This window comes from Blastococcus sp. SYSU DS0828, assembly GCF_054050975.1.
The window spans coordinates 1-12393 of record NZ_JBJHAK010000025.1; the positions used below are offsets into that span (position 1 = coordinate 1).

The window sequence follows — 12393 nt, forward strand, 5'->3', positions numbered from 1 at the left end:
CCCCCCCCCCCCCCCCCCCCCCCCCCCCCCCCCCCCCCCCCCCCCCCCCCCCCCCCCCCCCCCCCCCCCCCCCCCCCCCCCCCCCCCCCCCCCCCCCCCACCGCCCCCCGCGCCACCCGTCCGACCACCGAGAGGGAGACGTGACCTCCACCGACTCGTCCGCGCCCCCGGCGCCGCGCAGGTACGCGATCGTCGGCACCGGCCACCGCGCGGAGATGTACGTCGCGGCGCTGCTGGGCAGCCACGCCGACGTGGGCCGGCTGGTCGCCCTCTGCGACCCCAACCGCGTCCGCATGGCCTACTACCAGCGCCAGTACGCCGCGGCCCACCCCGGCGCGGCGCCCCTGCCGGCGTACGTGCCGCAGGACTTCGACTCGATGCTCGAGGCCGAGCGCCCGGACACCGTCATCGTCGCCAGCGTCGACCACACGCACGCGGAGTACGTCTCCCGCGCGCTGCGCGCCGGGCACGACGTCATCTGCGAGAAGCCGCTCACCACCGACGCCGCGGGCTGCGCCACGATCGTGGACGCGGTCGCCGACAGCGGGCGCGACCTGGTCGTCACCTTCAACTACCGCTACTCGCCGCGGAACGCCGCCGTCCGCCGGCTCGTCGCCGAGGGCGCGATCGGCGCGGTCACCTCGGTGCACTTCGAGTGGGTGCTGGACTCCGTCCACGGCGCCGACTACTTCCGCCGCTGGCACCGGGACAAGTCGCTGTCCGGCGGCCTGTTCGTGCACAAGGCCACGCACCACTTCGACCTGGTCAACTGGTGGGTCGACGCGGTTCCCGAGACCGTCTTCGCCCTCGGCGACCTGCGCTTCTACGGCGACGCCAACGCGAAGGAGCGGGGCCTGGGCGAACGTCCGGCGCGCAGCCACGGCGCCCCGGACGCCGGCCGCGACCCGTTCGCCCTCGACCTGGCCGGGAACGACCGGCTGCGCGCGCTCTACCTCGACGCCGAGGCCGAGGACGGTTACGTCCGCGACCAGGACGTGTTCTCCCCGGGCATCACCATCGAGGACAACATGGCGCTGCTGCTCGGCTACGGCGGCGGCCCGATGCTCAGCTACTCGCTCAACGCCCACGGCCCGTGGGAGGGCTACCGGGTGAGCATCAACGGCACCGAGGGCCGGATCGAGCTGTCGGTGGTCGAGCGGGCGGCGGTGATCGCCGCCGACGACGTCATCGGCGGGTTCGGCGTGGCCGTCGACCCCAGCGCCACCCCCGAGGCGGCCCCGGCGTCCTCCGGTGCCCGCACCGAGGGCACCGAGCTGCTGCTGCAGCGCCGCTGGGAGACCGCCCAGCGGATCCAGGTGCCGGAGGGGCCCGGCGCGCACGGTGGCGGCGACGCCCTCCTCCTCGACGACCTGTTCCGCCCCGGCACCCGACCCGACCCGCTCGGCCAGGCGGCCGGCTGGCTCGACGGCGTCCGCAGCGTCCTCGTCGGCGCGGCCGCCAACCGGTCCCTGACCACCGGCCAGGTCGTGCACCTGGCCGACTTCGGCATCCCGCTGCGGCCCGAGGTCGCAGCCGCTCCCGCCGGGAGCACCCGATGACCCCTTCACCCGCCCCGGAGGCAAGCACCGTGTCCAGCTCGATCGGCATCATCATGAACGGCGTCACCGGCCGGATGGGCTACCGCCAGCACCTGGTCCGGTCCATCCTCGCGATCCGGGACGCCGGCGGCCTGGAGCTCGCCGACGGCCGCAGGGTCGTGCCCGAGCCGATCCTGGTCGGGCGCAACGAGCGCAAGCTGGCCGACCTGGCCGCCCAGCACGGCATCGAGCGGTGGACGACGGACCTGGACGAGGCGCTGCGCGACGACTCCGCGCCGATCTACTTCGACGCGCAGGTCACGCAGGCGCGGGAGAAGTCGATCAAGGCCGCGATCGCCGCCGGCAAGCACGTCTACACCGAGAAGCCGACCGCGGAGTCCCTCGACGGCGCTCTGGAGCTGGCCCGGCTGGCCGCCGAGGCCGGGGTGAAGAACGGGGTGGTCCACGACAAGCTCTACCTGCCGGGCCTGGTGAAGCTGAAGCGGCTGATCGACGGCGGCTTCTTCGGCCGCATCCTGTCGGTGCGCGGCGAGTTCGGCTACTGGGTCTTCGAGGGTGACTGGCAGGAGGCCCAGCGGCCCAGCTGGAACTACCGCAAGGAGGACGGCGGCGGGATCGTCGTCGACATGTTCTGCCACTGGTCCTACGTGCTGGAGAACCTCTTCGGCCGGCCGGAGGCGGTCACCGCCAAGGCGGTCACGCACATCCCGACCCGCATCGACGAGCACGGGCAGGCCTACCCGGCCACCGCCGACGACGCCGCGTACGGGATCTTCGAGCTGCCCGGCGGCGTGATCGCGCAGATCAACTCCTCGTGGGCGGTGCGGGTCTACCGGGACGAGCTGGTCGAGTTCCAGGTCGACGGCACCGAGGGCAGCGCCGTCGCCGGGCTGCGCGAGTGCAAGATCCAGCACCGCGCCACCACGCCCAAGCCGGTGTGGAACCCCGACCTGCCGGTCACCGAGCGGTTCCGCGACCAGTGGCAGGTCGTGCCGGACAACGCCGACCTGGACAACGGCTTCCGGGCGCAGTGGGAGCAGTTCCTCCGCCACGTGCTGGAGGACGCCCCGCACCCGTACGACTTCCTCGCCGGTGCGCGCGGCGTCCAGGTCGCCGAGCTGGGCCTGCAGTCCTCCGCCGAGGGCCGCCGGATCGAGATCCCCGAGGTGACGGTGTGAGCGGCCCGGCCGTCCTCCTGCCCCGCGCCGACGGCACCGTCGGCGAGCACCGGCTCGGCGAGCCCGGCGCCTTCACCCGCCCCGACGGCCCGCTGACCAGCCGCACCGCCTACGCCGCCGCGCACGTCGTCGCCGACCCGCTCGGCGACAACACCCCGGGTGCGCCGGTGGACGTCGACTGGGACGCGACCCTGGCCTTCCGCCGGCACCTGTGGTCCTACGGCCTGGGCGTCGCCGACGCGATGGACACCGCCCAGCGCGGCATGGGCATGCCCTGGAGCACCACCGCCGAGCTGATCCGCCGCTCGGCCGCCGAGGCGCGGGCCTGCGGCGGGCTCCTGGCCTGCGGGGCGGGCACCGACCAGGCGCCGGCCGAGCTGGCCGGCACCGACGAGGTGCTGGCCGCCTACCTCGAGCAGATCGAGGTGATCGAGGGCGCCGGGGCCAACGTGATCATCATGGCCAGCCGGCAGCTGGCCCGGGTGGCCGGCAGCGCCGAGGACTACGCCAAGGTCTACGGCCGGCTGCTCGAGCAGGTGTCCCGGCCGGTGATCCTGCACTGGCTCGGCCCCATGTTCGACCCGGCGCTGGCCGGCTACTGGGGCTCGGCGCAGCTGGCCGAGGCCACCGACACCGTGCTGCAGGTGATCGCCGACCACAGCGCCAAGGTCGACGGCATCAAGGTCTCGATGCTCGACGAGGCGCACGAGGTGGACATGCGCCGCCGGCTGCCCGACGGCGTCCGGCTCTACACCGGCGACGACTTCAACTACCCGACGCTGGTGCGCGGGGACGGCGAGTCGTACTCGCACGCCCTGCTGGGCATCTTCGACGCGATCGCCCCGGCCGCCTCCACCGCGCTGCAGGCGCTGGACCGCGGCGACCTGGCCACCTACGACCGGCTGCTGGAGCCGACCGTGGCGCTGTCCCGGCACCTGTTCGGCGCGCCCACCTACTACTACAAGACCGGGATCGTCTTCCTCGCCTGGCTGGCCGGTCACCAGCCGGGCTTCCGGATGGTCGGCGGGCTGGAGAGCGCCCGCAGCCCGCAGCACCTGGCCGAGGTGTTCCGGCTGGCCGACGCCGCCGGACTGCTGCCCGACCCGGAGCTCGCCGCTGCCCGGATGCGCACCTACCTGCAGACCGTGGGGGTGGGCCAGTGAGCGCCGACCCGCGGTTGGCGAAGCTGTCGATCAACCACAAGACGGTCGAGGGCTGGCCGATGCCCGACTTCGTCGACGGCGTGGCCGCGGCGGGGCTGTCCGCGCTCGGCACCTGGCGCGAGCCGGTCGCCGAGTTCGGGCTGGAGCGGACGGCGAAGCTGATCCGCGACGCCGGGCTGCGGGTGTCCTCGCACTGCCGCGGCGGTTTCCTGACCGCGACCGACCCGGCCGCCCGGGCCGCGGCCCTCGAGGACAACCGGCAGGCGATCGACGAGGCCGCCGCCCTGGACGCGGGGTCGCTGGTCATGGTGGTCGGCGGGCTGCCGGCCGGATCGCGGGACCTGGTGGGAGCCCGGGAGCGGGTGGCCGATGCGCTGGCCGAGCTCGCGCCGTACGCGGGGGAGCGTGGGGTCCGGCTCTCGCTGGAGGCGCTGCACCCGATGTACTGCGCCGACCGGGCCGTGCTCTCCACCCTCGGCCAGGCCCTCGACCTGGCGGCGCCCTTCCCGTCGGCGCAGGTGGGCGTCGTGGTCGACACCTTCCACCTGTGGTGGGACCCGGAGGTCTGGCGGTCGATCGAGCGGGCCGGCGACCGGATCGCCTCCTTCCAGGTCTGCGACTTCCTCATGCCCATCCCGGCCGACGCGTTGATGGCCCGCGGCTACATGGGCGACGGGGTGATCGACTTCCCGCCGTTCGTGGCAGCGGTCGAGGCCGCGGGCTGGACCGGGGACGTCGAGGTGGAGATCTTCAACGCCGACGTCTGGGCCCAGCCCAAGGCCGAGGTCGTGGAGACGGTGAAGCAGCGCTACCTGGACGTCGTGGTGCCCGGCGTCGGGGCGGGTGGCGTGGGCGCGGGCAGGGTGGAGTCGGCGTGAGGGTGCTGGTCACCGGGGGTGCCGGCCGGCTGGGCCGCAGCGTCGTCGACGGGCTGGCCGACGCCGGCCACGAGGTCGTCTCGGTCGACGTCACCGCGGCGCCGTCGGAGAAGGCCGCCGCGACGTTCCCCGCCGACCTGGCCGACCTCGGCCAGGCCTACGGCGTCATGGCCCGCTACCGGCCCGACGCCGTGGTGCACCTGGCGGCCATCGCCGTCCCGTTCAGCCGTCCCGAGTCGGTCATCCACGCGACCAACACCGCGCTGGCCTACAACGTGCTGCAGGCCGCGGTCGACTCCGGCGTCGGCACCGTGGTGACCGCCAGCAGCCCCACGGTCATGGGGTACGGCAGCCCGGCCGGCTGGGCGCCGCGGTACCTGCCGCTGGACGAGGACCACCCGGCGCGGCCGTGGAACGCCTACGGGCTGTCCAAGCTGGCCGCCGAGCAGACCATGCGGATGTTCGCCGCCCAGTACGGCGACCGGGTGCGGCTGGCGGCGTTCCGGCCGTGCTTCGTGATCGCCCCGGAGGAGTGGGCGGGCGCGCCGACCCAGCAGGGGCACACGGTGCGCGAGCGGATCGCCGACCCGCGGCACGGCGCGGTCTCGCTGTTCAACTACGTCGACGCCCGGGACTGCGCGGACTTCCTGGACACGTTGCTGGGCAAGGCCGGTGAGGTGCCCAACGGCGAGGTGTACTTCGTCGGCGCGCGGGACGCGCTGGCCGAGGCGCCGCTGGCCGAGCTGCTGCCCGAGCACTCCGGGGTCGCGCCCGAGCTGGCGGCCGGGCTGACCGGCACCAGCCCGGCGTTCAGCACCGCGAAGGCCGAGCGGCTGCTGGGCTGGACGGCGTCGCGCAGCTGGCGCACGGAGCTGCGATGAGCACGGTCACCCGGCTGTCCAGCCGGCTGTTCCGGCTGCCGCTGTCCCGGCCGTGGGGCGCCGACGTGCCCGCGCTGCACCTGCTGGTCACCGAGCTGGAGACCAGCGACGGGCGCACCGGCACCGGGTTCAGCTGGACGCCGTCGATCGGGGCCCGCGCGCTGCAGGCGCTCGTCGACTCCGACGTCGCCCCGGTGGTCATCGGCGGGCCGGTGGAGCCCGGCGTGGTCTGGGACCGGCTCTGGTGGCACCTGCACGAGGCCGGCGGTGGCGGGCTGACCACGATGGCGATCGCCGCCGTCGACACCGCGCTGTGGGACCTCGCGGCGAAGGCGGCCGGGCGGAGCCTGGTCGACCACCTGGGCCGCCGACGGGACTCGGTCGCCGTCTACGGCAGCGGGGTCAACTTCCACTACTCCCTCGAGGAGCTGGTGGCGCAGACCGAGCGCTGGGTCGCCGACGGGTGCACCGCGGTGAAGATCAAGGTGGGCCGGCGGGACCTGGCCGAGGACGTCGAGCGGGTGGCCGCCGTCCGCGCGGTGCTCGGACCGCACCGCCGGCTGATGGTCGACGCCAACCAGCGCTGGGACCTGCCGACGGCGATGCGTGCGGTCCGGGCCATGTCGGCCTTCGACCTGTACTGGGTCGAGGAGCCGCTGGTCGCCGACGACCTGCCCGCGCTGGGCCGGTTGCACGACGCCGGGCTGGGCGTGCCGATCGCGGTGGGGGAGAACGTCTACACCGCGTTCCAGTACCGCGCGCTGCTGGCGTCCGGGGCGGCCGACGTCGTCCAGCCCAACGTCGTGCGGGTGGGGGGCATCACGCCGTTCCTGCGGATCGCCCAGCTGGCGGCTGCGGCGAGCGTGCCGGTGGCGCCCCATCTGCTGCCGGACCTCTCCGGCCAGTTGGCGATGTGCCTGCCGCTGACCACCATGGTCGAGGACGTCGAGGACGCCTCGTTCGCGGCGCTGGGGGCGCTCGCCCGGCCCAGCGGGGTGGCCATCGCCGACGGCGTCCTGCGTGCCGACACCGCCCCCGGGCACGGCCTGGTCTTCGCCACCGACCGGATGGCGGAGCTGACCGGATGAGGATCCTTGACGCCGGAAAGCGCTTGCCCATAGGGTGAGCGGAGTCACACCGTGCGGGAGCGCGGCCCCACGCGTTCGCGTCGGGACCGTTCCGCGCCGCCCGTCCCACCCCGTCAGAGCGAGGGAGCTCCCCGATGGCATCGGTCACCTACGACAAGGCGACCCGGCTCTACCCCGGCGGTTCGACGCCGGCGGTCGACCAGCTGGACCTGGCGGTCGAGGACGGCGAGTTCCTCGTGCTGGTCGGCCCGTCGGGCTGCGGGAAGTCGACGTCGCTGCGGATGCTGGCCGGGCTGGAGGAGGTCGACGGCGGCGCGATCCGGATCGGCGACCGCGACGTCACCGACGTGCCGCCCAAGGACCGTGACATCGCGATGGTGTTCCAGAACTACGCGCTGTACCCGCACATGAGCGTGGCCGACAACATGGGCTTCGCCCTGAAGATCGCCGGGATGGGCAAGGACGAGCGGGCCACCCGGGTGCGGGAGGCGGCCAAGCTGCTGGACCTCGAGGACTACCTGGACCGCAAGCCCAAGGCGCTGTCGGGCGGGCAGCGGCAGCGGGTGGCGATGGGGCGGGCGATCGTGCGCCAGCCCCAGGTGTTCCTGATGGACGAGCCGCTGAGCAACCTGGACGCCAAGCTGCGGGTGCAGACCCGCACCCAGATCGCCTCGCTGCAGCGCCGCCTGGGCATCACCACCGTCTACGTCACCCACGACCAGGTCGAGGCCATGACGATGGGCGACCGGGTGGCGGTGCTCAAGGACGGGATCCTCCAGCAGGTCGACAGCCCGCGGGAGATGTACGACCGGCCGGCCAACGTCTTCGTGGCCGGCTTCATCGGCTCCCCGGCGATGAACCTCGCGGAGGTGCCGCTGGTCGAGGGCGGTGCCCGGCTCGGCGAGCTGATCGTTCCGCTGTCCCGCGAGACCGTCGCGGCGGCCGGCTCCGACCGGTCGGTCACCCTGGGCTTCCGTCCCGAGGCGATCGAGGTGGCCCCGCCCGGCGAGGCGGGGTTCCGGGCCTGCGTCGACCTGGTCGAGGAACTCGGCTCGGACGCCTACGTCTACGCCTCGCTGCTGGATCAGGAACTCGCCGAGCACCTGCACGGCGGGGACACCGCGCAGATCGTCGCGCGGGTCGACGCCCGGCGGCCGCCGCGGGCCGGTGACGAGGTCCGGTTCGTCATCCGCGGTGGTGAGGAGCACGTGTTCTCCACCAGCACCGGGGCGCGGCTGTCCCGCTGATCGGCATCCCCCGGTCCCACCGTCGGGCGGACGCCTCGCCGGACGGTGCGACCAGACCGTCGTCCGCGGCTGCCCCCGGCGGCCGACCGCGCAGTGAGGAGTCCTGTGGACCACGCAACCACGCCGGTCCGGGTCGCCGTCGTCGGAGCCGGCGCGATCGCCGATGACCGCCATCTTCCCGCGCTGGCAGACGTGGGGGAGCGGGTCCAGGTCGTCGCGATCGCCGACGTCGACCTCACCCGTGCCCGCGAGCTCGCCGGGCGCTGGGGCGTGCCCGGCGTCTACGGCGACATCCGGGCGATGCTCGCCGCCGAGTCACCGGACCTGGTCACGCTGTGCACCCCGCCGTCGGCCCACCTCGAGGGCGTCACGGCGTGCCTCGACGCCGGGGCCTGGGTGTGGTGCGAGAAGCCGCCGATGCTCTCCCTCCTCGACCTGGACGCCGTCGCCGAGCGCGAGCAGGAGGGTGGGCCGTACGTCGCCTACGTCTTCCAGCACCGCTTCGGTTCGGGCGCCCAGCGGCTGCGCGAGCAGGTGCGCACCGGTGCGCTCGGGCGCCCGCTCGTCGCCGTCTGCCACACCCTCTGGTATCGCGGCCACGACTACTACGAGGTGCCGTGGCGGGGCCGCTGGGAGACCGAGGGCGGCGGACCGACGATGAGCCACGGCATCCATCAGATGGACCTGCTGCTGTCCGTGCTCGGGAACTGGCGCGAGGTCAGCGCGGTCACCGGAACGCTCGACCGGCGGGTCGAGACCGAGGACGTCGCGATGGCGGTGGTGACCTTCGAGTCCGGCGCCATGGCCTCGATCGTCAACAGCGTGCTCTCCCCGCGGGAGACCAGCTACCTGCGGTTCGACTTCACCGACGCGACCGTCGAGCTGGAGCACCTGTACGGCTACGGGGACGACGACTGGACGTGGACGCCGGCTCCGCACGTCACCGACCGGGAGCGGATCGCCGGCTGGGCCCCCACGGGCGGGGTGGCGAGCGGGCACGTGGCGCAGCTGCGGAGCCTGCTCGACTCCTTCGACCGGCGGGAGCGCCCGCTGGTCAGCGGCCGGCAGGGCCGCGAGACGATGGAACTGGTCACCGGTCTCTACCGCTCCTCGGCGTCCGGGGGCAGCGTCGCCCGGGCCGATCTCGTACCCGGCAGCCCGCACTACGACCGGCTCGGTGGCGACCTGGCGACCACCGGGGGTCAGCGGTGAGCGCCGCGCTCCGGGTCGTCCACGAGCACGGCCGCCGCGTGGTCGTCGCCGTCGAGGGCGACGGCGTCGGCGTCGGCGAGGGTGCCGGGCGGGTCGAGATCGCGTCGTACGACTACGACCCCCAGGTGCCGGACTTCGAGTCCCGGAAGCCCTACCTGCACCCCCTGCGGACTCTCTCCGGCGGGCTGGTGTCGGCCTATCGACCGCACGACCACCGCTGGCACAAGGGCCTGCAGATGACCGTGTCCCACCTGTCGGACCAGAACTTCTGGGGCGGCTACAGCTACCGCCACGGGCAGGGCTACGTCCCCGTCGACAACATCGGCCGCATGCGGCACGACCGCTTCGCCGAGTTCGTCGTGGCCGACCACGAGGTCCGCCTGGTCGAGGAGCTCACCTGGGTGACCGCCGCCGGTGAGGACTGGGTCACCGAGCGGCGCGAGTTGCGCTGGCACGGGGTCGACGTCGAGCGGGGCACCTGGGCGCTGGACTTCGGCACCGAGCTCTGCAACGTCCGCGGCCGGGACCTGCACGTCGGCAGCCCGACCACGCACGGACGCCCCGACGCCGGCTACACCGGGTTCTTCTGGCGGGGACCGCGCGGCTTCACCGGGGGAGAGGTGCTCGTCGCCGACGAGGACGCCGCACCGGAGCCGATGGGCGCCACCTCGCCGTGGCTGGCCTACACGGGTCTGCACGACGAGGTCGACGGCGGCGCGACCCTCCTCTTCATGGCCGGGACCAGTTCCGCGGCGGTGCCGTTGCGCTGGTTCGTCCGCCGTGAGCCGTTCCCCGCGGTGAACCCCTCACCGGCTTTCTCCGAGGAGGTGACGCTCGCGCCGGGGGACGCCCTCACCCTGCGGCACCGGGTGGTGGTCGTCGACCGGCCCTGGACCCGCAGCGACGTGGCGGCCCACGTGGCCGAGCACCCGCTGTGACGGGCGCCCGGCACCCCGCGGCGGGCGCCCCGCCGGCGCCGTTGCCGGGGGCGGTCGGCCTCAGCGGCCTGGACGTCTACCCGTGGGGTACCCACGACGGCCTGCACGGGGGTTCCCCGCACCTGCACCTGTGCTGCTCGGAGGCCTACGTGGTCGTCGGCGGCCGGGGGCGGCTGCAGACGCTCACGATGGAGGGCGGCGCCGGGGAGGTGCCCCTCGTCGCCGGCGACGTCGTGTGGTTCACGCCCGGGACCATCCATCGGGCCGTGAACGACGAGGAGCTGCGGGTCGTCGTCGTCATGGAGAACAGCGGCCTGCCGGAGGCCGGCGACGCCGTGCTGACCGTGCCGGGGGAGTACCTGCGCGACCCGGACGCGTACGCGGCCGCGACGTCCCTGACGGGTCCTGACGGGCGCCCCACCCCCGAGCGGGCCCGTGCCCGTCGCGATCTGGCCGTCGAGGGGTTCCTCCACCTGCGACGACGCACCGAGGCCGGGGACCGGGGGGCGCTGGCCGCCTTCCACGCGGCCGCTGCCGCCCTCGTCCGGTCTCGCGTACCGGACTGGCGGGAGCGCTGGCGGGCGGGTGCACTGGCGGCGGCGCAGCGCACCGGCGACCGGCTGGACGCCCTCCAGCTGGGCAAGGCCGACCACCTGCGCGCCGCTGGTGTGCACCACCTGTCCCGGCGGTCCGACCCGGTGCTCGGCATGTGCGGTTTCCTCTCGCCCTACCTGCCCGAGCGCGAGGCGTCGGCCCCCCCGTTCCCGGAAGCACCCGGCGACGAGCGGCGCCGCCCCGGCGCGTGAGGCCGGAGGGCGCCACCGCCGGCCGCCCGCATCGCGGCGCTGCCCGCGCCGACCGGGTCCCCGGTCGAGGAACCCGACGACGGACCGTAGCCATCCGTCGCCATCGGCCGTGACGGCGTCGCACCCGGCCACCGGGGCCGGCGCACTCTCCGGGGCGCAGGCGCGGACGTCGTCGTCGGGAACCCGCTCGGCGTGCAGTGGGCGTCCGGTGGCAGCACCGCTCATGCCGGCGAGGAGGCCCGGTCGGCCATCCGCACCGGCGGGGAGGCCGTGACCTCCAGCAGCACCGGTCAGCGGCGCTCCCGCTGACCCGGGCGGCGCGTCCTCCGCGGATGGGGGCGCCCGGTGGCTCAGGCGGGACGGCCGGGGCCGGCGGCGGGGACCAGCCGGGCGGCGTCCGGCACGTCGGAGAAGAGCCACGGGTCCAGCGGCTCGGACTGCCGGATGACGCTCACCGCCCCGGTGCGCTCGAGGACGACGCATCGCACCTCCGCGAGGTTCCGGATGCCGGCCAGCCGCAGCTTCTGCCGCAGTTCGTCCTCGGCGACGTGCGCGGCGCGCAGGTTCTCGTGCAGCGGAGTCGCGCCGGCCATGAGCAGCACCGGGGGGCGGTTCATCAGCCGGTCGGCCCACCGGCTGCGCCGCAGCCGGGCCAGCGCCGTCTGGGTTCCGAAGAGGGTGACCATGGCGAGGGCACCTGTGGCCAGGGTGGGGTCGAGCAGCAGCACCGTGCGGCCGATGACGGCGCCGAGTGCGATCGCGCAGCCGAGGTCGAAGCTGGACATGGTGGCGAGGCTGCGCTGTCCGACGAGCCGGACGCAGAGGATCAGCAACAGGTACATGGCCACGGTGGAGAGCACGACGAGCCCCGCCCGCTCCCAGTCGATCCCCAGCTGATCCATCTTCGGGCCTCCCCGGACGGCGACGGTCGTGCCGCCCATTCTCGGGGGCTGCCGGCCCGGGGCGTCAGTCGGTGAGGTCGTGCAGGATCCGGGCGAGGGTGGCGCGGTCCTCGGGGCCGAGGCGGGCGAACAGCTCGGCGGAGTCGGCGGCCCGAGCGCGCCCCACCTCCCGCCGGACCCGCCGGCCCTCGTCGGTGGGGCGGACGATCACCGCCCGCCGGTCGCCCGGGTCGGGGCTGCGCTCGACGAGGCCGCGTTCCTGCAGGCCGTCGGCCACCTCGGTCGCCGATCGGGGTGCGATGTGCAGCGCCTCGGCCAGGTCGGAGAGCCGGACGCCGTCCCGCTCGCAGACCACCCGCAGGGCCCGGGCCTGGTGCGGGGAGAGGTCCCAGGGCGCGAGGGCCTCGCGCCAGCGACGGCGCTGCGTGCGCGCCACCCGCATCAGCAGGTCGCCCAGCTCGCCGGTCCCGTCCTCCGTCACGGGGGAATGGTAGCGATGATCCGGAGGTTCCCAGACAGTGAGGTAACCTCAGCAACCGAG

General features: G+C 74.5%; 12 protein-coding genes. 10 read left to right on the plus strand and 2 right to left on the minus strand.

Translation table 11 applies throughout. From position 1 onward, the window contains the following. The first annotated feature begins 140 nt into the window (after positions 1-140). From ACI79Q_RS17120 to ACI79Q_RS17165, 10 genes are all read left to right on the plus strand, one after another. Complete coding sequence (locus tag ACI79Q_RS17120; protein WP_456615073.1) at positions 141-1559, plus strand: Gfo/Idh/MocA family protein; 1419 nt, start codon at positions 141-143, stop codon at positions 1557-1559. Between the two features lie 29 nt (positions 1560-1588). After that, positions 1589-2737: a Gfo/Idh/MocA family protein gene (locus ACI79Q_RS17125; protein ID WP_456589786.1), complete on the plus strand. Its 1149-nt coding sequence runs from the start codon at positions 1589-1591 to the stop codon at positions 2735-2737. After that, positions 2734-3900: a dihydrodipicolinate synthase family protein gene (locus tag ACI79Q_RS17130; RefSeq protein WP_456615074.1), complete on the plus strand. Its 1167-nt coding sequence runs from the start codon at positions 2734-2736 to the stop codon at positions 3898-3900. The genes ACI79Q_RS17125 and ACI79Q_RS17130 overlap by 4 nt, the downstream gene beginning before the upstream one ends. Beyond that, positions 3897-4778 (plus strand): sugar phosphate isomerase/epimerase family protein, encoded by an 882-nt coding sequence (locus tag ACI79Q_RS17135; protein WP_456589784.1) that lies wholly within the window; start codon positions 3897-3899, stop codon positions 4776-4778. Before ACI79Q_RS17130 ends, ACI79Q_RS17135 begins: the two co-directional genes overlap by 4 nt. Beyond that, complete coding sequence (locus ACI79Q_RS17140; protein WP_456589783.1) at positions 4775-5659, plus strand: NAD-dependent epimerase/dehydratase family protein; 885 nt, start codon at positions 4775-4777, stop codon at positions 5657-5659. Before ACI79Q_RS17135 ends, ACI79Q_RS17140 begins: the two co-directional genes overlap by 4 nt. Further along, positions 5656-6747, plus strand: coding sequence for a mandelate racemase/muconate lactonizing enzyme family protein (locus tag ACI79Q_RS17145; protein WP_456615075.1), 1092 nt, complete (start codon positions 5656-5658; stop codon positions 6745-6747). The genes ACI79Q_RS17140 and ACI79Q_RS17145 overlap by 4 nt, the downstream gene beginning before the upstream one ends. Positions 6748-6881: 134 nt before the next feature. Continuing rightward, positions 6882-7994, plus strand: coding sequence for an ABC transporter ATP-binding protein (locus ACI79Q_RS17150; RefSeq protein ID WP_456589781.1), 1113 nt, complete (start codon positions 6882-6884; stop codon positions 7992-7994). Between the two features lie 105 nt (positions 7995-8099). Then, on the plus strand, positions 8100-9206 hold the full coding sequence (locus ACI79Q_RS17155; RefSeq protein ID WP_456589780.1) for a Gfo/Idh/MocA family protein: 1107 nt from the start codon (positions 8100-8102) through the stop codon (positions 9204-9206). Next, a complete protein-coding gene (locus ACI79Q_RS17160; RefSeq protein ID WP_456589779.1) occupies positions 9203-10144 on the plus strand; it encodes a DUF6807 domain-containing protein in 942 nt (313 codons plus the stop codon). The genes ACI79Q_RS17155 and ACI79Q_RS17160 overlap by 4 nt, the downstream gene beginning before the upstream one ends. After that, complete coding sequence (locus tag ACI79Q_RS17165; protein ID WP_456615076.1) at positions 10141-10950, plus strand: cupin domain-containing protein; 810 nt, start codon at positions 10141-10143, stop codon at positions 10948-10950. The genes ACI79Q_RS17160 and ACI79Q_RS17165 overlap by 4 nt, the downstream gene beginning before the upstream one ends. A gap of 350 nt (positions 10951-11300) precedes the next feature. Here ACI79Q_RS17165 and ACI79Q_RS17170 read toward each other — a convergent pair whose 3' ends face one another. Both ACI79Q_RS17170 and ACI79Q_RS17175 read right to left on the minus strand, forming a co-directional pair. Next, positions 11301-11852: a DUF421 domain-containing protein gene (locus tag ACI79Q_RS17170; RefSeq protein WP_456589777.1), complete on the minus strand. Its 552-nt coding sequence runs from the start codon at positions 11850-11852 to the stop codon at positions 11301-11303. A gap of 64 nt (positions 11853-11916) precedes the next feature. Further along, positions 11917-12333, minus strand: a complete 417-nt coding sequence (locus tag ACI79Q_RS17175; protein WP_456589776.1) for a MarR family winged helix-turn-helix transcriptional regulator — start codon at positions 12331-12333, stop codon at positions 11917-11919. Positions 12334-12393: the final 60 nt, after the last annotated feature.

Bases quoted from the DNA above. Each gene is read 5' to 3' on its own strand.
- ACI79Q_RS17145 (WP_456615075.1), top strand. From the start codon at position 5,656: ATGAGCACGGTCACCCGGCTGTCCAGCCGGCTGTTCCGGCTGCCGCTG.
- ACI79Q_RS17150 (WP_456589781.1), top strand. From the start codon at position 6,882: ATGGCATCGGTCACCTACGACAAGGCGACCCGGCTCTACCCCGGCGGT.
- ACI79Q_RS17170 (WP_456589777.1), bottom strand. From the start codon at position 11,852: ATGGATCAGCTGGGGATCGACTGGGAGCGGGCGGGGCTCGTCGTGCTC.